Source organism: Streptomyces sp. NPDC096311, from assembly GCF_044763085.1.
Lineage (GTDB): Bacteria > Actinomycetota > Actinomycetes > Streptomycetales > Streptomycetaceae > Streptomyces.
Window position 1 is genome coordinate 1 of the sequence record NZ_JBIWFN010000048.1, and the last position, 20,955, is coordinate 20,955.

Sequence of the window (20,955 nt, forward strand, 5' to 3'; positions counted from 1 at the left end):
CCCGCGGAGCGGGCTATGCCCCGGCAAGCCGGGGCATAGAGCACGAATTGCGCAAGCGCAATTCGAATTCCCGCGTAAACGCGGGAATTGAATTCCGCAAGCGGAATTCTGACGAAATGTCAATTCGCGCAAGCGCGAATGAAGGAGTCCCGCAAGCGGGCCTCCTGGGGCTGGCTACGAGGGGCGGTGCATCATGTTGAGGCCTGTGTAGTGACTGGGAATCCCAGCTACTACCCCTGCAACGGATGTGACGGATCATCAGTCTGACGGGGTGCCGGCCCGCCGCAGTGACGGGCTCCGCTGCGCTCCACCCGAACCCCTCCCCCACCCTCAAGTGCCCGTCGTGCAAGCCGACAACACCCGTCAGCATGCACACCAAACGAACCCTGCGGAGCGAGGATCGGTCACGTATCACCCTGGGGTCGGAACTTGACTTAAGAGTGATGCATCATGGTGATGCACTGTGTAGAATCTGGGATCAAACAGCATCACCCCGGAACCCCTCCTCTCTCCGGACTTCCCTTTCTTGTTGCGCGCCAACATTCCGCGAAAAGGAGCACACGGGAATGGCCCTGAAACTGCGTGATCACCAGATCGAGGCCGTTGCCACCATTGTGCGCGGTCTCGATATCCCGCCGGGCGGCATTCCCTCCAGCGGTCTGCGCGGGCAGGTGCACGCCGCGTGCGGCACGGGGAAGACCATCATTGCCGCGTCGGCGGCAAGGCGGCTTGTGCCCAAGGGGCGCGTTCTCGTTCTGGTGCCGACGCTGGACCTCCTGTCCCAGACGGTGCAGGCATGGCACGCGGCCGGGCACACGGGGCCGGCGGTTGCGGTGTGTTCGCTCCAGGACGATCCGGAGCTGTGGGGGCTTCGGGTGCGCTCCACCACGAACCCTGTGCAGCTGGCGCTGTGGCACGGCTCCGGACCGGTGACCATCTACGCGACGTACGCCAGCCTCGGTGTCCTCGCGGAAGCCTTCGAGGGCGTCTACGGGCAGCAGTTGGCGCCGGTGGACCTCGCGGTGGTCGATGAGGCGCACCGGACTTCCGGGTCGATGGGCAAGGCGTGGGCGGACATCCACGACCAGGGCGTCATCCCCGCGCGCCGGCGGCTGTACCTGACGGCAACGCCCCGGATCTGGCAGGAACGGCTCAACCGGGAGGTAGCCGAGGGAGTGCGCGACCCGCTGCCGCGGGAGATGGCGGCCTCCATGGACGACGAGAAGGTCTTCGGACCCGTCCTCTACAAGCTCTCGCTCGCATCGGCCGTCTCCCGCGGGCTGCTTGCCCGGTACCAGATCATCGTCCTCGAGCTCCAGGACCCCGTCGTCACCCCCGAACGACTGATGGGCGAGGACCGGCACAGCGAGGAAGTGCGCGGGCAGCGCCTCGGAGCCTTGCAGGCCGCGCTCCTGCACACCATGGCGCAGCACCGCTTGCAGACCTGCATCACCTTCCACCACCGGACGATAGAGGCACAGGCGTACGCGGAGGGCCTGGACCACGTCGCCGCCAAACTGCACGCCGACCAACCCGAGACGTACCCCGCTCGGATCTGGGCGGACTGGCTCTGCGGCGAACACGTACCCCAGCACCGGCGCGACGTGCTGGGCGAGTTCGGCACCACCACCCGGCGGGCCGTGCTGAGTAACTGTCGCGTCCTGGGTGAGGGCGTCGACATCAGAAGCGTGGACAGTGTTGCCCTGCTGGACCCGAAGGGCGCGCCGCACGACATCGTCCAGGCCATCGGCCGGGCGCTCCGTCAAAAGCCCGGACAAGGGAAACTAGCGTCGCTGATTGTGCCGGTTTTCTTGCAGCCGGACGAAAAGCCGGAAGACATGTTCACCTCCGGGTCTTACCGGCCCTTGGTGAAGGTTCTTGAAGGATTGCGGGCACACGATGAAGAGGCCGTGGAACTGCTCGCCATTCCACAGGAACCACAGAAGGACGTCGCGCAGCCGTCCGAGTACATCGGCACGCCGCCGGAAGAAGGCGAGGAAGAATCCCGTCTACTGCTCCGTTTTGCCGCTCCGCGTGACCCGGTGATGGTCGCAGACTGGGTCAGCTTCAACGTCATCGACACCGAGAAGCAAGACTGGGCGCGCGGCTGGGCGAAGCTGAAGGCGTTCACGGAGCGTGAGCATCATGCCCGCGTGCCGTACGGACACCGAGAGGGCGCGACACCGCTTGGGCAATGGGTGGCAGAGCAACGAAGGGCCTACGGGGCGGGGCAGATGACCGGGCTGCGGGCTAGGCGGCTGGAGCAGCTCGGCATGGTGTGGTCCCTCGCGGACGAACGCTTCCAGGAGAACCTGGAAGCCGCCCGCGCCTACCACCAGGACCACTGGACCCTCTGCGCTCCGAGGTCGGCAACGGCCCTGGACAGGCCGGTCGGGCAGTGGCTCTCCAACCTCCGCCGCCCCGGCACACTCGCCGAACACCCCGAATGGGAAACGGCGCTGGAGGCCGTCGATGAGGACTGGAACCCGTCGTGGCCAGCAGAGTGGCAGCGGCACTACGCCGCACTGCGCGAACTAGTACGAGACGAAGAGGGCCAGGCCGAGGTCTTGCCCGGCCTCACGGTCCACGGGATGGACATCGGGAAGTGGCTGGCAAAGCAGAGAAAGCCCGAGGTCTGGGCGGCGTTGACGGAGGGGCAGCGCGAGCGCCTGGAGCAACTCGGCATCACGCCGCTCGCCCCGGAACCAGAGACGCCCACAGGGCCGTCCACGACGCCCCTGAGCGCCTTCGAACGAGGCATCGCAGCCCTAGCCCAGTACAAGACCCGCACCGGCACCGTGACCGTCCCCAGGGCCCACGTCGAACGGCTCGATGACGGCACCGAGGTCAAGCTCGGGGTGTTCTTGTCGAACACGAAATCGAGGCGCGCGAAGCTCACCACCGACAAACTCCAGGCGCTCGCCGCCCTCGGACTCGAATGGGCGGCGGCGTAGGCGGTGCGGGTGGTGGTCACGGCCGTGGGCGGCCGCCCGTCGCGGGCGTTGCTGATGTGGCCTAGCTGCCTAAGACCGTATTGAGGGCCTGTTGGCCGTGCTGGATTGTGAGGTCCAAGCCGGCGGATGCTGCGCCGATCTGCGCGAGTCCGCCCATCACGGTGTCGAAGGCGGCGCGGATACGACCTGGCTGCGCTGTCTCGCTGCCGGCCTCCTCGGCGAGGACTTCGGCGTCGCGGACGAGTTCGGCTTGCTGCGCGGGTTCCATGCCGTAGGTCGGGGCGAGCTGCTGGACCAGTGCCGCGAACTCGCGCATGGCGCTGGGGTCGAAGGCGTTGTTGTGGTTGTGCTGCTCGACCTTGCCCTGAGAGCCAGCGACGATGTTCGTGCCGGTGATGCTGTAGTAGTCGCCGGGGCGGGTTCGGTTGAGGTAGTCGCTCACGGTCGCTCCAGACAGTACGCAGTCGATGCCGTCGATGGTGATGGCGACGGTCTTGGGCTCGGTGCCGGCGTCCTCGACCAGCCGGGAGTGGATAAGGCGGGCCAGGGCGTAGTGCAGTTCCGTTCCTGACAGTTCGTCTCCGGCGAAGTGAGATTCGGCGGTGGTCAGGAAGGTGGTGGGGTGGGTGGGGCGCTGGTCGTGGGCTGTGGTGTAGAGCCAGCGCAGGAAGGCGTCGGTGGCGTAGCGGTGCCGGGCGGCGGGTTCGTTGCGTAGTTGGGCGAGCCGCCTCAGCTCTACCCGCCCGTCATCGGTCACTCTGAAGGCGTCGTCCTGGCCGAGCGATCCCATCGAAGCGATCAGGCCGTCCCTCTCGAGGGCGTGCGCCAGGACCTGGACGTCCTCCAGGGGAACGCCTGACTGCTCGGCGTAGGTGTCTGGTTTTGCGAATCCGCGGCGGGGCTGTTCACCCAGCCAGACCAAGAGCCCAACCAGCTGCGGGTCCTGTTCAATACCCACCCCGAAGATTCCGGTGGAGATGGTGAAACCTTTGCCTGTAACCGGAACAGTGAGCGGGTATTTCTTGGCAGCACGCTGGTAGGCCTGGTTGATCTCCTTGACATGCTTCTCGATCGCTCGATGGTCTATGTCCTTGTTGGCCACCTCGTCCCCCTTCGTAACGTCCCCTTCGAAGAGTAGTGAGGAGCACTGACACCAGAGGGGTTCAGTGCGTGCCGCGGGGATAGCAGGGGCTGTCGTATCAAGGGCACGAGGGGGCTGGAGATCACTGCAGTCGAAGGGAGCACGAGCGTCATCATGGCGCGGGCCGTCCGGTGGCGGAGCAAAGGGCTATGGGTTGAGGTTCTCATCGCGAATCATGAGGTGCAGGCTGGTGCGGGCGGCGGCGAGGTCGTCTTCCAGTTCGGTGACGCGGGCGTGGAGCGCGGTGTTCTCGCCGGTGGGCTGGATTTGGTCGGCCAGTTGGTGGTTGTGCTGGGTGAGTTCGTCGACGCGGGTGGTCAGGTCCTGGCTACTGACGGCGTCGAGTTGTTGTCCGAGGTGATGGCTCATGGCGGTGCGGAGCCGGTCACGCACGCCCGTACGTGGGTCACGCTGACCGTCCTCGTGGGCGGCGGAGCCGACGGTGCGGACCCGTTTTCGCTGCCCGTGAAGGAATTCCGCCCGTGGTAGCGAAGGAAGCTGCAGCAGAGTCTGCCGTCCCCGCGGATGGGGTGCCCTCTGCGGGGGGGCGACGGTAGACCTGGGCGAGAGGCTGCTGGACTACTACGACACGTTCATGGCGCAGGAACCGCAGTTCTTGCGCAGCATGTCAGCTCAATCCAGCCGTCCGCAGGGACAACGCCGGGCTGCTTGTGACAAATTGCCTGCATGACAAACCGGTTGATCCCCGTACGGGTGGGCGCGGTCGAGGTGCTGGTGGAAACCGTGCCCGTGCCGGGATCGCAGCCCACCTCACGGCTGCAGGAAGCAGGCCGCCAGGTCGTGGAGTCCTTCGATCATGCCCGCGACGCCGTGGTGGAGATCGCGACCTCCGCCGCCCAGGCGATCGACCGGCTGCACCAGCGCGCGGTCCGGCCCGAGCAGGTCGAGGTCGAGTTCGGGCTGAAGTTCTCGGCGCAGGGGAACGTCATCGTGGCCGGCGCCGCCGGTGAGGCGTCGCTGGTGGTCCGGATGACCTACCGTAGCGCCGCCGGCCCGGACGCCTCCGCGTAGCGCCGTCGGGTCGACGATGGAGACGGCAATGCGCCATCCCCGGGTGCCGGGCAGTCTGGGACGCGTATTGAGCCCCGACGGCGCACCGGCGGGCACCTGTTTCCAGGTGGCGCCCGGCATTGTCGTCACCGCCTGGCATGTGCTGGCCGGGCTCGGTTGCGGGTACCCCAGCGCACAGGTGCGGACCGACGCGCTCGGCGGTGGGGCGGCCGCCGAGTGGGCGAAGGTCACCGCGGTCGACGACGTACGCGATCTGGCGGTGCTGCGCCGGGCCCGGCCGTTGGAGGAATCCGTCCCCGGGTGGGCGCCCACGGACGCGGTGCGGCTGCTGACCGGTGTGGTGGTGAACGGCGTGGCCGGGGTGGACGATCCCGGGCACGACTACCGCTTCCTGCATGCCACCGGCAGCTGGCAGGGCTGGACGGTACGAGATGGTGTCCCGCTGGGCCGGCTGTCCTCGTCCGCATTGCTGCCCGGGATGAGCGGCGCCCCCGTACTCCGGCTGACCGACGGAGTGGTGCTCGGCGTGGTGTCGGCCCGCTACAACAGCGCCGACGGCTGGCTGCGCGACTCCGTCTGGGTGGCCAGAACCGAGGACCTCACCCACCTGCTCGAAGGCCCGGCCGAGATCACCGTGCACAGCCGGCTGACCCTCGGCGACGAGCCGGGCACCCTCATCTCGGCCCACGACGCCACCCCCGCGCCCCGCGCCACAGTGACCGGAGCAGCGGAAGCGGCCCGCGAAGCCGCCCTGGTGCTCACCGCGATCGACGACACCTGCCGTGGCGACGGCCCGCTCCAGGACCTGCTCGGCCAAATCCTTGAGCGGGCCGCCGTCGGCTCCTGGAGCCGACGGGAGACCGACGAGTTCCGCCGCCGGCTACGGCTGCGCGGCCTGGAACCACGCGTCCTGCTGCCCCGGCTCGCCGACCACGACGAGGCGCTGCACCGCTGGTCCGCACCGCTGCCGGGGCGGGAGCCGGCGGACGAGATGGCGGCGCATGCGGCGCGGGCGCTGCTCGGGAGTGTGCGGCGAGTGCTGGCCGATAAGTTGCCCGGTGGCATGTTCACGGAGCTGTCCGACACCTGCCGGAGCTGTCTGCGCGAGGCGCTGCTGGACGGGGACGGCATCCCGCTGTCCGGTTTCCTGCACGCGCTGCTGGACCTGCTTCCGCCGATCCGTTCCGCATCGGTGGAAGCCGTGCTCGTCCCGCCCCGCCCACCCGCCACCGGCGACACGGACAGCGTCCCCGCCGTCCCCGGACCGGCCCCCGGCCGCGCCGAACTCGCCGCCGTGGCCGTCCAGATGTGCCGGCTGCCCGCACCCGACCCGTGCGTCGCCGGACGCGAGGAGCTGGTGGCCCGTCTCGCCCGCGCGATCGACCGCCGGATGACGCGGTACGGATCGGCCACCGCGTTCCTCTCCGGCCAGCCCGGCGCTGGCACCTCCACCGTGGCCGTCGAGTCCGCCCGCGCCCTCACCCCCGCGTTCCCGGGTGGCGTGTACTACGTGGACCTGCGTGGCCTGATGCCCGAGGCCCGGCTGAACGCCCGCACGGTGGTACGCATCATCAGTGAGGCGCTGCGCTTGGACCTCGGCTCGGAACTGACGGACGACGCCCGGCAGCTCGCGGCACTCACCGCCGCCCTGCACGAGCGCCGCGTGCTGCTCGTCCTGGACAACGCCGCCGACGCCGCCCATGTCCGGCCGTTCGTCAAGGCACCAGTGGGCTGCGCCCTGATCGTCACCTCGCGCGACCGCACCCAGGACTACGCCGACCCCGGGCTGGTCCTCGATGTAGGTCCCCTGTCCAGACCTGCTTCTGTCGCGGTGCTCATCCGCTGCTGCCAGGAACGCCCTGACGCCTGCGAACCCGCCGCGCTGGACCGGGTGGCGCAGCTGTGCGGCGATGTGCCGCTGGCGCTGCGGATCGCCGGGGCGCGGCTGGCCCATCCCTCGGGACCGCCCGCCTCGTATCTCGTCCAGCTCCTGGAGGAGGAGTCGGTCCGGCTGGACGCCCTCGCTTACGGGGACCGCGCCGTGCGCCTGGCCATCCGGCTCAGCCACGACGCCCTGGACCCGCCGGCCCAGCGGGTGTTCCGGCTGATCGCGGCGGCGCCGGGCGCGGCGGTCAACGGGGCGGAGCTCGGGCACTGCCTGAAGGCTCCCGCGATGCGGCAGGAGTTGCTGCTGAACCGGCTGGTGGATCGAAGTCTGGCCCGGCAGGACCTCGTCCGGCTGCCCGCCGGTGCGCTGCTGGCCACCTTCCGCCTGTACGACCTGGTCCTGCTGTATGCCCGCGAGCAGCTGGACCTCACCGAACCACCTGCGGAGATTCAGGAGTTCCAGCGGGCCGGGGTGGCGTATCTGGTCAACCGGCTGGCGGAGATCACCGACCAGCGGTACGGGGCGCAGCTGATCGGCGAGCTCGACCCGAGCCGCTTTCACGCCGCGCTGTCCCTGGCCGAACAGAACGGCTGGCTGGAGATGGCCACGGAACTGATGATCGGGCTGCATGTCCTGTACTCGGCACGCGGTGAACTCGACGCGGTCGTCGACGTCAACGACGACCGCATCGCCCTGCATCTGCGCCGCGGGGATCCCGAGGAAGCCGTCAAGACCTGTCTGCTGAACGCGGACACGCTGCGGTCGGGCCAGGCGCTTAAGGCCGCAGTCGCGGCGGCACGGAAGGCCGTCGGGCTCGCCCGGGAGCACCGACTGCCGGTCCGGGTCGCCGAGGCCGAGTTCAAGCTGAGCATGCTGTTGTGGGAGGCGGAGGACTGGACCGGGGCGCTGAGCGCCGGGGAACGCGCCGTCGACACGCTCACCACGACCGGGCGGGCCGCGGCCGCCGTCCCCGTCGCGATCAACAACTTTCGTATCGCCCGCCGGGCCTGCAACACCGACAAGGCGTTGCGCTGGGGCCGCAAGTCCGTGGAGCTGGCCGACCGCTGGGGCAGCAGCGAACACCGGGCGATGGCCTGCAACGAATGCGGGGTCGCCGAGGAGGACGCGGGCAATCTGCAGCAGGCACTTGGCCTCTACCGGCGCGGGGCTGCGCTGTGGGAGCAGGCCGAGGAACCCTGGAACACGGCCAACTGCAACACCAACGCGGCCCGCACCGCCGCGCTGCTCGACGACCCGACCACCGCAGTCCATCTCTACCAGGTCGCAGCCGACTGGTGGGAGCGTGGCAACGACCGTCCCCGGGTGCTGGAAACGCTGATCGACCTCAGCGCCGTCTACGCCGCCGAGGACGCCCACCAGCAGGCCGTGAACGTCCTGGCCCGCGCCGAGCGCCTGGCGCTGGGGGACGCGTCGGACGCACCCGCGATGCTGTGCGCGGAGGTGCTGATCCGCCATGCGGCGGCCCGCCTGTTCGCCGACGATCCGGCTGCGGGCGCCGAGGGTGACGCGCCGGACACCACAGAGGACGAGGAACTCGACCGGATCCGCACGATCCTGGCGCACCGCAGATCAGGCACGCTCACCATGCACCAGGCCCGCGAGGAAACCCGCTCCCTGCTCACCACCCGCACCCGTAACCAGGCCCCGCGCAACACCCCGTGGATCTACGAGGCGCTGGCAGCGGATCCGGCGATGCGGACGGCGCTGGACGGGTAGCAAAGCCCTCGGCGGACCCGTGGGAGACGGAACACATCCCGTCCGGTTCGGGACAGACGTGCTGGCCGGTCTCGTCGAGGGGATCGACGGGTTCCGTCAGGATCTGGAGCAACAGCGACGGTCTCGCAGCCTGCGGTGTTCCCTGCGGTGCACGCCAGCCTGCCCTGGCCGCTCGGAGGCGCACCCGACGAGCCTCAGGGCGTCGGCTGCAGGGACTGTATTTATCTGGGGTTGTGTGGGGTGTGGGGGACGTAGGGCACGCGCCCCGACCTGGGGTGGAGGGGTGTTCCGGGGGCCCGCGATGCTCGGGGCCTTCTTGTGGGTGGACGACCCTGAGTTGCTGCAGCGCATCGCCGAGTTCCCCTCCGCTTGCGTGGTGGTGAGCAAGCAGCCGCGGGGCAAACGCCACGTAGAGCGGCTACACAAGGTCGCTGAGGCGGTGAAAGACGCGGCCGGATTCCCGGTTCGTGCTTTCTCCGAGCTGGAGGAGCTGCGTTTCCACCAAGGCGGCAAGGCGCCGCTGCTGGGTCCCGGTTCGCCGCAGGAGTACATCCGGTTGCCAGCGCTGCGCACCCTGGGTTACCGCAAGGCCGGAGACCATCTTGTCCCGATCCTCCACACCAAGATGATGTTGCTAGGTGAGCTGTGGTGGCACGACGAGGACGGCCTGGGGGGCGTGGCGGATGTCACCGGCTTCACGCCACGTCGGCTATGGCTGGGCAGCGCCAACGGCACGGAGAGCTCCCGCCGCAGTCTGGAATTCGGGCTGTGGCTGGAGGATCCCGGCCTGCTAAAGGCCGCGCGACGGTTCCTGGTCGAGGTGCTGGCCCACTCCCAGGAGCTCGATCCGGACAGTGACGGCCTCGAGCCCGACCTGGTGATGCCGGACTACGACGACGAGGTCATGTGGGAAGCCATGACCGCGCTCGCCGACTATGACGCCGACGAGGACAACGGCAGCAAAAACGACGCATGAGCAGCTCAGGCCAGGGCGGCGGGGAGCAGGCTAGGGAACTGCCGGGGCAGCCGCCCTTGACGGTCACGGCGCCTTTGCTGCTTCGTACGCATGAGCTGTCCTGGGAGGCTCTGGAGCATCTCGTGGTGGCGTTGGCGGTCCAGGCCGACCATGCTCTGGAGTCCCGACCTTTCGGGCGTGGCGGCCAGGCCCAGGACGGGGTCGACGTGGTCGCCTTCTTCACCTCCCAACCACCTGCGGTGTATCAGGCCAAGAGGTACGAGAAGTTCACCGCTGCCGATCTCCGCAAGGCAGTGGCTGCATATGCCGATGGAAGCCGACCCTTCGATGCTCACCGTCTGGTGATCGTCACCACGGCGGACGTTCGCGACACAAAGGTCGACCTGGAGCTGACGCGGCTACGCGAACAGCACCAGGATCTGGTTGTTGACCTGTGGGGTCGGCAGCAGTTGTCCGACATGCTGTTTGTGTTGCCGGACCTGGTACGACGGTTCTTCGGCGAGGACACGATGCGAGTGTTCTGCCGTCCCATGCTCGACCGGGAGATGCAGGCCGACATCAGCGACGCGTCCAAGGGGCAGGCGCTGGAGGACTACCTAGCCCACCTCGGTTCGTACCTGAGCGAGGGGTTACATGGCCTGGTTGGGCTGACGCTGGAAGAGCAAGACGGGGCAGAATGTGTGCTGTCAACGGAGTTGGCAGCCTGGCTGCGGCCCGGGCGTCACGTCCAGGTGGTCGGCAGCTCGGGAACGGGCAAGAGCCATACCCTGGCTCACGCCGCCCTGGGATTGGCGCAGGTCGGCTGGTTGCCCATCCTGCTGCGAGCGGGCGTATACGAAGGACGGTTGGAGGACAGCCTCGACGAGAGCGTGGCCCCGTTCACCTCGCAATCGGCGGACTGCCTGGTGCGGGCCGCTCGGTTGGCGGGGCTTCCGGTCGTCTTGCTCGTGGATGCGATCAACGAATGTCCCAGCCGGTTCCAGGATCGGCTGATGCTGCAGGTCAGTTCGTGGTGTCGCCGCGCCGAGGCCACTGTGGTGTCCACCAGCCACGAGTTCGTGAATGTGCCCGCAGTGATCGGCGGTGCACAGCTGAGGACGGTCGATCCAACCTCGGAGCAGCGCGCGGCGCTATTGCGGTGCTACGGGGTAGGTCCTCAACAGGAAGAGGTCGTCGAGGAAGAGTGCAAAGCGTTCGGAACCGCCTTCGAGCTCTCGATTGCAGCGCAGCTGACACAGCGTCTGCCGACAGGCGCGGGACGCGCTGCCCTCTTGGACGCCTACCTGGGTGAACAGCTGCAGCGGACGTCGCAGCCTACGGCTCTGCGGCAGGTGCTGCACCGCTGGGCGATGCTGATGGACGAGCGGCTGGCGGGATGGTTGCCGCTGGCAGAAGCCCAGCGCAGCGCTGCCCAGGTACTGGTTACGCTCGGTGGCGCGGTGGGCGTGGTGGACGAGGCGTTGAGATCGCCTGTGGTGCAGGTTCTCCATCGGCGGGTCGAGTTCCGGCATGAGTGGTACGCCCAGCTGCTCGCCGCCGAAGCCCTGATGTGGTCCCGTGAGAGCGCTATGGAGCTGGCCGGTGAGCTGCGGCGACCGCATCGCCGCGAGCTGGCAGTCTGGGCCGTTGCGCTGCTCAGCGACCCGGACGAAGTACGCCGCCTGTTGCAGGGACTGCCCGACACAGAGGTGCTCATCGCAGCGCTGTGTGGGCGCTTGGGACCGGTGGCTGACGGCGTCGCATTGGCAGAGGCCCAGCGCTGCTTGGAAGAGGCGGTCGAGGTAATGGCCGCGAGCAGGGTCGCCTGCACTTCCGACTTCAGATACGCCATTGAGCCGAGCCGCTGCTGGAGCGAGTACGAGCAGGCGATGTTCACGGCCCTCGGCACCACCGCCCGCGACGGGCGGCTGTTGGAGCCACTTGCCCGGCTCATGCGCGAGAATGACCAGGCCTTCCGACGCGGCACGGGATGGAGCCCAACGCACTCGGGTGCGGATCCTTTCGAGGGATAGCTGAGCTGGGAAGACGCTGATTGACGTGTGGGCGGTGGCGTCGTACTTCTACCGTGGCGAGGTGGAGGTGGGGCGCGATGGTGTCGTTGCCGGAAGAGCTCCAGGCGCGGGAGGCCGCGGCTCGACAGCGGGTGGAAGAACTGCAGGCCGAGGCTGCGGAGTTGGCTGTGCGGCTGGAGAAGGCCCAGGCGGATCTGTCGCGGTTGGAGATCACGCGGGAGACCGTCGCGCAGGTGCTGGCGGAGTTGTCGGCCGCGGAGAATGCGCCGCAGGCGCGCGGTGCGCCGGAACCCAAGGAAGCGCCGGTGCCTCACGGCATCGGGGTGATGGCGGTGCCGCCGTGGCGGGAGGGCCTGGTCGCTGGGGTGCTGCCGGATGTGTACCGGGACATCGTGGAGATCGTCGCTGATGCGACAGGTCCGTTGCAGGCCAAGCAGATCGTGCCCCGGATCGGGCTGGAGGCCACCACGGCGAAGATCGAGGGGACGAGGGGGAAGCTGAAGCGTCTGGTGGAGCGGGGCTGGCTGGACGAGGACACGCCGGGCCGGTTCACCCTGGCCCGCCATGACGGGGACGTCGGCCGGGTCAACTCCCGGTGACCAAGGGGCTCTTCTCCGTAGATTCGAAGGTGCCAACCAAACCGAATCGCAAGAAGAGCCGAAGAAGAGCCCCAGATGGAACCCTATGACGCCTTATCCGAGCCTGATGGGTATGCCGCCTCCCGTGATGCCTTCGAACGCCTTGTCTCGACGTTGGCCGGCGCCCCGGCGCGCAGCATGGCCCATGACGAGCTGGAGTTGTTGCTCGAACAGCAAGGACGCGAGTTGCTGCGGCAGTTGATGCAGGATCACCTCGACCTGCGGGCAAGGACGGAAGAAGCTGCGGCCCGCATCAGCGCGGGACGGCCGGTGGTGCGCGGGCCGGAAGGACGGCCACGGACCTGGCGGGAGAGCAACCATCCCCGCTGGCTGACCTGCGTGTTCGGGCCGGTGCGGGTGACCAGGATCGCCTATCGCGGCCGGGGCCTGTCCAACGTGCACCCGGCGGACGAAGCGTTGTCGCTGCCTGCCGGTCGGCACTCGCGCGGCCTGGCGCGGCTCGCGGTGCTGGAGGCGGTCCGCGGCTCGTTCGACCAGGCCCAGGCCGCGATCGAGCGACGATGCGGAAGAGTGCTGGGCAAGCGCCGTCTCGAAGAGCTGGTGGTCGCCTCGGCCGTTGACATCGCCGCCTACTACACGGCGAAGATCCCCACCCCGTGCACCCGCGAGATGCCGGTGGTCCTCCAGGTCGACGGCAAAGGCGTGGTGATGCGCCCCGAAGCCCTGCGCGAGGCCACCCGCCGGGCCGCGGCCAAGACCGCGGCGGCTGGACGGCGCGGGCGGCTGGCTCCGGGGGAGAAACCCAACCGCAAGCGCATGGCGACGGTGGCCTGCGTCTTCGACACCGCGCCCGCCCCACGCCGGCCGCACGACATCGTGCATCCGCCCGGCGGCCGCAGCGAGAGCCGACCGCCGAGGCCGGGCCCGAAAGCGGAGCGCAAATGGTGCACCGCCTCGGTGATCCGTCCTCCAGAGCAGGTCATCACCGACGCCTTCGCCCAGGCCCAGGCCCGCGACCCGCAGCATCTGCGGGACTGGATCGTGCTCGTCGACGGCGCCCGCCACCAACTCGACCTGATCCAGGACGAAGCCTCCCGCCGCGACATCCGCCTGCACGTCCTGCTCGACTTCGTGCACGTTGCCGAGTACTGCTGGACGGCAGCACACGCCTTCCACCCGGTCGGCAGCCGCGAGGCCGAGACCTGGGCCGCGGACAAACTCACCGCGATCCTCGCCGGACACGCCGACCGCGCCGCCGCCGAGATGACCGTCCAGGCCGCAGCCGAACGGCTTCCCGCCACCCGTCGCGCGGCCGTCACCACCTGCCACCGCTACCTCACCGGCCACCTCGACCAGCTTCACTACGACACCGCGCTCGCGGCCGGCTGGCCGATCGCCACCGGCGCCGTCGAAGGCGCCTGCCGCCACCTGATCGCCGACCGCCTCGACATCACCGGCGCCCGATGGGGACTCGACGGCGCCGAAGCCGTCCTCCGGCTGCGCGCATTGATAACGAACGGCGACTTCGAGGACTACTGGATCTTCCACACGGCCCGCGAACATCAACGCCTCTACCCCAGCCCCGACCAGCAGAACTACAGCCTCACCGCTTGATCCCGACCGTCACTTCAGAGGATCCGCACCCAACTCCCTTTGCAGGCACTGCTGGACCAGGTTGCCGCTGCCTGCGCCGATGCGCCGGAGCCGGTAACCCTCGTGATCGACGGGCTGGATGAGGCGCAGGTGCCCACCGCGTGCCTGTCCGACGTGATCGCCCCGCTGGCCCGGTTGCGTGCCGCGAACGGGGAGCCGGCGGTGCGGCTGGTGCTGGGGATGCGTAGTTCGGCCCAGCACGACGGGGACGGCAAGCTGCAGGATGCGGCGGCCGACCAGCTGCTGGGATTCCTGCACACCGTGTTGCAAGCGGGGATGGGCGAGAGCCGCGTGCCGCTGGACCTGCTGCGCACGGACGGGCAGCAGACCGCCGCCGACATCACCGCGTATGTGGAGATAGTGCTGCAGGCGGCCGAGGACAGCCCGTATGCCGGCCATGGCGCGGCGGCAGCCGAGGTGGCGGCGGTGATCGCGCGGGCGGTGGAGCCGTCGTTCCTCGATGCTCGGTTGGCCGCCGCCCAGTTGAGGTCCGCGATCGGCCGGCAGGACGTGCGCGATCCCCTCTGGCGCGGCCGGTTGCAGGCCGGAACGACGGCACTGCTCAGCAACGACCTGCGGCAGGTAGCCAGGGACCAGGACATCAGCCTGCGGCTGCTGCTGGCGGTGCTGCGCGCCACCGCGTTCGCCCAGGGCGCGGGGCTGCCGTGGGCGGAGGTATGGCCGGCGGTGGCCGCTGCGGTCATCGGCCCGGATGCACCGTCCGCCGGTGAAATCGATGCGGTGATCCGCACGGTGCGCCACAGCCGCCTCGTCGGTTACCTCGCCGTTGGCGAGGAGGACGGCCGGGTCACCTACCGGCCCGCCCACCAGCGGGTAGTGGAGGTGCTCCTGTCCGAACCCGAATCACTTCTCACGATTGAACCCCACGGAGGCCCAGCCATCTTGGATGCGCCTGCAGGAGGTGCCCTGCGGTCACCGGACGAGGTCCATCGCGCGATCGCCGAGGCATGCGCCCAACTCGCCCGCTCGGCGGATCCCCTGGCGCCGCACCCCTACATCCGGCGCCACACCGCAGCCCACGCCCAAGCCGGTCACGCGCTCGACGACGCGATCATGCCGCTGTCCCTCGCCACCCGGGAGACCTCCGGAACACTGCGCACCCGGCTGGGACTTCCACTTCCCGTGGACGATCCATCCCGCCGGGTCCTCACTGCAGCCGGGCTCATCGAGCCGTACGTGGACGACTCTACGGACGTAGCCTCGCGCGCGGCCAGCATCCGATTCCAGCTCGCCGCGCTCACCCGCCATGGGCTCTCCGACGATGCTCGCGTGCCCCAGCTACCCGAGACGTGGGAGGAAGCCCCGGCACTGACTCCGACGGCCGTCCTCTGGAGGCCCGGCGGCAATGTCGTGGGATTCCCCGCAGGACATGTGCACACACTGTGCACATGGAACACCCAGGACGAGCGCGGGCTGATCGCGGCCGGCACCCGGCACGGCATCGACATTTGGGACAGCAGCGGGCAGCAACTGGTCCAGATCAGCTGCCCCAGCGTCTGGGACCTGACCGTCCTGGCCGGGAACAGCGGCCGGGCCTTCCTCGCTGCTGCCACCTCGCAAGGCGCAGGCATCTTCGACCCTCTCTCAGGACAGCGGCTGGCCTGGCTGCCCCTGGCACAGGCTCGCGAAGTACACGTGCTGCGAGAGGGGTTCGACCGCTGGCTGCTGGCCATTACCACCTCGCGCGAGATGCTGGCCTGGGCCCCGTCGGAGCAGACACACGAGCGTATTCCCCTGCCCGAAGACCGACTCGTCTTCACGGGAGGTGCCTGGGTGCGGGACGCAACTGGGGAGCGCTGGAGACTGTTCAAGCGGCTCAAGGGTGCCCCGCTCCTATTCAACCCACGCACCCAGCAGGCCCGGCCCGTCGCACTCAAGCCCACAACCGTGCGTTCGCTGGCAGCCGTTGCCGGCCCAGAGGGTGGTGACGTTCTTGCCGTGGTCCGCAAAACCCAGGAAGTCGATCTTCTCGACCCCTTCGGCGGCAGACTGATCGCCAGAGGGTTTTCCCCGGGAGGCAAGGCGCTGGAGATCCCGGTTCCCGGTGGCCGCACCCTCCTCGGAGTTTGGGACGGCGCAATGATCACCGTGTGGGATGCCTCAGGCCCACGACCTCGGCAGGTATCCCAATTCCTCTCCCGCACCGGATCACGGGCGGCGGGCGTGCGCGTGCAGGGCGATTCCGTGGCGTTGGTCGCCAGCAGCGACGAAGGCATCCTCCTGCACCAGGTTGAGCCCACCTCCACACGCCCGGACGTTTTCGGAGTTACGGTGACCACGCCCGGCATGGCGACCGCGCAGACGGCAGACGGCCGTCAGTTGGTGGCCGTTTCCACGCTCATGGACCTGGCGCTCCTGGATCCGGTCGGTCATCAGCTGCTGTACCGTCTGGGCACACAAGGCCCTCTTGGCTTCTTGGAGGTCGTCCCCGGCCAGGGCGACATCCCCGCTCTCGTTTTCAGCCAGCGTGGCCGTATCTGCCAATGGGAACCGCAGTTCGACACCGTCCAGCACATCGCGGACAACTCCCGCTACCACGCCAGTGTCACCGTGCGACTTCCGAATGGACAAACCTGTCTGGTCCTGGCCCACTCCCGGGGAATCAACACGCTCGCCCTGCAGTCGAAACAGCTCACCGCGCTGTCGACGAGCACTCCCGTCACACACCTGCTGGTGCTGCCCTCTCCCCCAGGTCAATGCCTCGTCGCAGGTCTGAGACGAGGGAAAGTCACCGTGTGGAACCTTGTCACCGGGCAGATCATGCAGGAAGTTCCCCTGATGGCGCCGACTGCCGTCGTGCGCGCCGTCTGCCTGCTTCCCCTGCCTTCCACTCCAACAGCGGTGGCCATCGCCACCTCCGGACGAGTGTCTGTGTGGGACCCGGGCAGCTGGGAGTGTCTGCATGAGTTCGAGGTTCCGTCGACGTACGCCATGATCTCCCTCGCACGAGACAACGGTGAGAGTCTGCTGGCCACCGCGACCGCAACTGGCTTGCGCCTGTGGGAACCCGATACGGGACAGCTGGCCCGCTCCCTCATCACAGCAGCGCCGGTCACCAGCGTGGTACACACCACCACGGCAGGCCACCGGCTGCACATCGGCGGCCCCGCAGGACTGGCTGCCCTGACATGGTCGCCAAACGCACATTTCGATTGACGCCCCCAACGATCACCGGAGCTTCGCGGCATAGCCCATCAGACACCGCCATGCCGCATCAGCCATCCAACGCAGGCAGTTGGAAACCTGTCTGAGGCAGCACGGCCGGGAGGGCTCGAGGCGCTGGCGGGCTGTCGTCCTCTGGCGCAGACAGGGCCACGGCACATGTCGCTGTCGTGCGGCTGAGATTGCCGGGGTGGGGCAGGCCCGCGGCATCACCATGTGGGAAGCGGGCTGCCGTCGGCGTCGAGGCCGTAAAGAACCTCACCCTCGGCGGGCGGTATCCCCTGGTGCAGTGCTTGCAAGAGGGAGGGGAACATCTCGTAGTCGCCGGCGTCGATGGCCTGGCGGTACCAGTGGGCCGCCTCCGCGTGGTTGTCCTCCTGCTCGGCCAGTTGGCCCAGGAGGCTGCGGGCTTCGCGGTGGCCTGGGGCTGCTTGCCGCAGCAGGTGGTGCGCCTCGTCGCGTTTGGGGGCGACGAGGCCGTGCTGCGGTGTCTTCTCCCGTTCGAGTTCGTCCGCCTCGGCCAGCAGGATTCGGGCGACCTGGACCTGGGCGGGCTCGTAGCCGAGCCGGGCCAGCACGCGGATAGCGGTGATGGCGAAGCGGCGGTCGCGGGGCAGGTGTCCCCTCTGGGTCAGGGGTCGCAGCACAGTCAGGACGTTCAGGATGTGGCCGGCCTGCGCGGCCTCGGTGAGGACCTCTCGGGCGGCTCGGGGCCGGTGGGGCCACAGGCGGTGGAACAGAGCGTTGAGGGCGTACATGTCGGTGGCGGCGACCTCGCGGAGCACGGCGTCGGCCTCATGGGTGCGTTCCTGGTCGTCGAGGAAGTCCACCAGCTGTTGCCGGGCTTGCCGCTCGCCGCTGTCGGTGCTGGCGCGCAGCAGCACTTCGACCAGTTCGGGGGCGCCTGTGCGGGCCAGCTTGGTGGGCCAGCGCGACAAGGCGGCGCTGCCGCTGAAGGCGGCGGCCGCGATCTGATGGAACGTCTCGTTCTGCCTGGACACAGCCTTGCGCAGTCCTTCCAGGGCGGTCGCGTCGCCTGCGGCAGCGTCGTGCAGGAGCTGGGCGGAGTCGTGCGGTGCCGGGGGCTCGGGCGGCGGTGTGAGGGCTTCGGCGTCCTGGTGGCGGCCCTGTGCGTTCAGGAAGTACTGCAGTGCGACGTGGGCGTTGCGGTTGCCTTCGCGGCAGGCCCTGCTCAGGAGTCCTTCGGCCAGGGGCCGGAGGGTGTCGGGGTATTCGACAGTTTCGTCGGCGAGGGCGAACTGCATGAGGGAGGTACCCAGGTAGGCGAGGCTGGCGCCGCCGTCGTGGACGCGCTCGACCTGGTCGCACAATTCCTTCAGGCCTCGACGGGTGCGGATGCGGTCGGTCTCGACGTAGGAGAAGCACAGGCCTTCGAAGGCGGAGGAGGTGTCGCGGTCGAGGGCGGCGACGTAGAGGTCCCGGGCGATGCGGAAGCGGGCGAACGCGAATGCCCGCAGGGCGAGGGCTTCCAGGTCGTTCCCGTCGGCCAACTCCGTCTGCGCGGCCTGCCACAGTGTGCCTGGAGGCTTGATGCCCCACCGTTCGGGGGCGATCTGCTGCTCGATGATGTCGCTGAGGTCGACCAGGTCCGCCGCCTCGCCGATGCCATCCTGGGCGAGGACTCCCTGCAGGCACGACACCACCCCTTTGACCGGGGCCCGCGCCCAGGCGAGGGCGTCGTCGAACCAGGTCTGCCGGTCCAGTGCGAGGCATTCCTTGGGGCTGAGATAGCCGACGGCGGCCTGCTTGAGGAAAGTCAGGGGAAGCGGTCCGCGTGCGCCCAGGCGTCGGGCCTCGACGGCTGCGGTGACCACGGCCTTGCCGGGCGCGTGGTCGGCATGGCGGTAGCGGTCCAGGAGTTCGGGGGCGGCCGCCAGGCGCTGGCACAGTTCACCGTTCGCGCGGGCCTGGACGGCTGCCTGGGTCCACTGGCTATCCCCGCGAGCCTGGTCCTCGAACCGGTCGAGTGCGCCGGAGTCGAAAGCCTGGGGCTGGTTGACGGTGCAGGCCAGGTCGAGCAGGCCGTGGATGTGCCGGGTCCGTTCCTGCTGCTCGGGTTCCGATCCGGGCGCCTCGATGGGTCTGGGCCACATGGTGGCCAGGACGAAGACCGGGACGGGCGGCTGGTCCAGCAGTCCGAGCAGGTCTTCCGCGGCACGGTTGCCATCCGCCTCGGCGAACAGCCAGTGGGCGTTGTCCAGCCAGACCACGGTGGGACCGGTGAGCACGTTGGCCTGGAGACAGGAGCGCAGGCCGGCGGCGGACTTCGGGTACAGCAGCTGCCAGTCGGGCACGCAGGCCGTCACTGCTTCCCAGGCCGAGCGGGTCTTGCCGGTGCAGGAGTCCCCGCGCACGACGACCATGCCCGCGCCCTTGCTGGCCAACGTGCCCAAATGGTCGCGGAGTTCGTCGTCGTGGTCCCGTTCGACGTAGGGGGGCAGCATCAAGCGGTCGTGCTCCTGGACGGCCCGGTGCACGCCCAGGCGGTCGGGCTGCCAGTCGGTGACAGGGCGGGGTCTTGCGACGAACGCGGGTGCGTCGCCGTGCATGGGGTGAGTGATGCCGGGCTTAGCCGAGTGAGCGGCCGGCAGGCCGAGTCGGCTGACCGCGTCGCGGATGTCAGCGAGGGACAACCGGCGCTTGCCGTTGATGGCCTGCTGAGCAACCCACTGGAGGGCGGCCATCATCGCCTGATCATCGTGACGCAGGCCAGCGGCTTGCATCAGCCGGGAGACGAGGGCGCGTTGAACGGACTCATCACGTCCCAGGTGAAACTCCAACACGCCGAGAAGTTCCAGGAGTTGGGCCTCGCTGAGCCCGGCATGGGTGGCCCAGCGGGCCCGTGCCTTGCCCCGCCTGGACCGGCGACCGTCCTTGGCTGCTCGGGGAAGCAGGAGACCGGTTCGCGCGTCCCGATCCTTGAGCAGGTCATCCGCCGGATCCGCCAACCGATTGGTCAGCAGGGCCAGTTGCACCGGCGTCCCATTCCGGGCCAAGCTCTGCCAGGAACGGGTGATCTTCTGCAGGATCGACGGACCGCCATCACCGCTCGGTTTGAACAGGTACTCCTCCCCCACCACGGTCGACGCGTCCACCGCGTACTTGACCTGCGCGTAGCGGGTCGGTTCCCCATCCGCGCAGTAGTAGACGACATCGTCCACATTGCCGGCCCCAGCGACCTCGACACCGACCGCCACTACCGCGCCGGGCACGCCTTCCCACAAATCCTTGTAGGCCTGGACGCACCCCTCCCACACGTACAACCACTGGTAGGTGTCCCCAGCCACGCGCACACCCGTGGCACTGGGAAGAGGAAGAGCCGGCACCCGCACCCCTTGTGAAGGAATCTGCTCAGACAGCGGAACCTTCAAAGCCTACGGGCTCCCACCGACATGGGCCTCGGCTCACGCCATCGCCCCTCCCCCGCAGTGATACTGCCGGGCCGCCCCAGCAGCCTGACCGCTTCGCCCCCGGCACCAGCCTGGACACGCAAGCTGCCGCTGCCGCCGTCCACGTTTCGCTGGCTGCCAGGGCTAACCCCTGCTGGACACACAGCAGTTTCACCCTGCCAACCGGACGGGGCCCACCTCCATGGTTGGAACTCACGTCTCTGACCAGCGCAAACTCTGCAACCGCTATAGCAGTCGGCGCGAGACTGACCTGACCTTTCGTCACTCGCGTCAGCAACAGGTGAGCACTACCCGTCAGTGCCAATCACCAGGTCACTGAGGTTGCGCCACTGACACTCAGATGACGATG

General features: G+C 68.7%; 11 protein-coding genes. 8 read left to right on the forward strand and 3 right to left on the reverse strand.

The annotated features are described in order from the left end of the window. The first annotated feature begins 566 nt into the window (after positions 1-566). Positions 567-2,954: a Helicase associated domain protein gene (locus ACIRA5_RS52580; RefSeq protein WP_403705578.1), complete on the forward strand. Its 2,388-nt coding sequence runs from the start codon at positions 567-569 to the stop codon at positions 2,952-2,954. A 61-nt stretch (positions 2,955-3,015) separates the two neighbouring features. Here the strand turns inward: ACIRA5_RS52580 and ACIRA5_RS52585 are convergent, their stop codons facing one another. Both ACIRA5_RS52585 and ACIRA5_RS52590 read right to left on the reverse strand, forming a co-directional pair. Beyond that, positions 3,016-4,056 carry a hypothetical protein gene (locus ACIRA5_RS52585; protein ID WP_403705542.1) on the reverse strand — a complete coding sequence of 347 codons (1,041 nt, stop codon included), beginning with the start codon at positions 4,054-4,056 and terminating at the stop codon, positions 3,016-3,018. Between the two features lie 186 nt (positions 4,057-4,242). Further along, complete coding sequence (locus tag ACIRA5_RS52590) at positions 4,243-4,488, reverse strand: hypothetical protein (protein WP_403705544.1); 246 nt, start codon at positions 4,486-4,488, stop codon at positions 4,243-4,245. A gap of 294 nt (positions 4,489-4,782) precedes the next feature. Here ACIRA5_RS52590 and ACIRA5_RS52595 point away from each other — a divergent pair, with 294 nt between their 5' ends. From ACIRA5_RS52595 to ACIRA5_RS52625, 7 genes are all read left to right on the forward strand, one after another. Beyond that, positions 4,783-5,127 carry a CU044_2847 family protein gene (locus ACIRA5_RS52595; RefSeq protein ID WP_403705547.1) on the forward strand — a complete coding sequence of 115 codons (345 nt, stop codon included), beginning with the start codon at positions 4,783-4,785 and terminating at the stop codon, positions 5,125-5,127. Between the two features lie 28 nt (positions 5,128-5,155). Next, positions 5,156-8,752 (forward strand): trypsin-like peptidase domain-containing protein, encoded by a 3,597-nt coding sequence (locus ACIRA5_RS52600; protein WP_403705550.1) that lies wholly within the window; start codon positions 5,156-5,158, stop codon positions 8,750-8,752. A 322-nt stretch (positions 8,753-9,074) separates the two neighbouring features. Further along, a complete protein-coding gene (locus ACIRA5_RS52605; RefSeq protein WP_403705553.1) occupies positions 9,075-9,728 on the forward strand; it encodes a hypothetical protein in 654 nt (217 codons plus the stop codon). Next, on the forward strand, positions 9,725-11,740 hold the full coding sequence (locus ACIRA5_RS52610; protein WP_403705556.1) for a hypothetical protein: 2,016 nt from the start codon (positions 9,725-9,727) through the stop codon (positions 11,738-11,740). Before ACIRA5_RS52605 ends, ACIRA5_RS52610 begins: the two co-directional genes overlap by 4 nt. A gap of 77 nt (positions 11,741-11,817) precedes the next feature. Beyond that, positions 11,818-12,339, forward strand: coding sequence for a hypothetical protein (locus tag ACIRA5_RS52615; RefSeq protein WP_403705558.1), 522 nt, complete (start codon positions 11,818-11,820; stop codon positions 12,337-12,339). Positions 12,340-12,414: 75 nt separating this feature from the next. Next, a complete protein-coding gene (locus tag ACIRA5_RS52620) occupies positions 12,415-13,953 on the forward strand; it encodes an ISKra4 family transposase (RefSeq protein ID WP_403705561.1) in 1,539 nt (512 codons plus the stop codon). A gap of 39 nt (positions 13,954-13,992) precedes the next feature. Continuing rightward, a complete protein-coding gene (locus tag ACIRA5_RS52625) occupies positions 13,993-17,169 on the forward strand; it encodes a hypothetical protein (RefSeq protein ID WP_403705563.1) in 3,177 nt (1,058 codons plus the stop codon). Positions 17,170-17,384: 215 nt separating this feature from the next. Here the strand turns inward: ACIRA5_RS52625 and ACIRA5_RS52630 are convergent, their stop codons facing one another. Further along, positions 17,385-20,483, reverse strand: coding sequence for a hypothetical protein (locus ACIRA5_RS52630; protein WP_403705566.1), 3,099 nt, complete (start codon positions 20,481-20,483; stop codon positions 17,385-17,387). Positions 20,484-20,955 lie beyond the last annotated feature (472 nt).

Coding starts and splice junctions, on each gene's coding strand:
- ACIRA5_RS52580 (WP_403705578.1), top strand. CDS start 567: ATGGCCCTGAAACTGCGTGATCACCAGATCGAGGCCGTTGCCACCATT.
- ACIRA5_RS52595 (WP_403705547.1), top strand. CDS start 4,783: ATGACAAACCGGTTGATCCCCGTACGGGTGGGCGCGGTCGAGGTGCTG.
- ACIRA5_RS52600 (WP_403705550.1), top strand. CDS start 5,156: ATGCGCCATCCCCGGGTGCCGGGCAGTCTGGGACGCGTATTGAGCCCC.
- ACIRA5_RS52610 (WP_403705556.1), top strand. CDS start 9,725: ATGAGCAGCTCAGGCCAGGGCGGCGGGGAGCAGGCTAGGGAACTGCCG.
- ACIRA5_RS52615 (WP_403705558.1), top strand. CDS start 11,818: ATGGTGTCGTTGCCGGAAGAGCTCCAGGCGCGGGAGGCCGCGGCTCGA.
- ACIRA5_RS52620 (WP_403705561.1), top strand. CDS start 12,415: ATGGAACCCTATGACGCCTTATCCGAGCCTGATGGGTATGCCGCCTCC.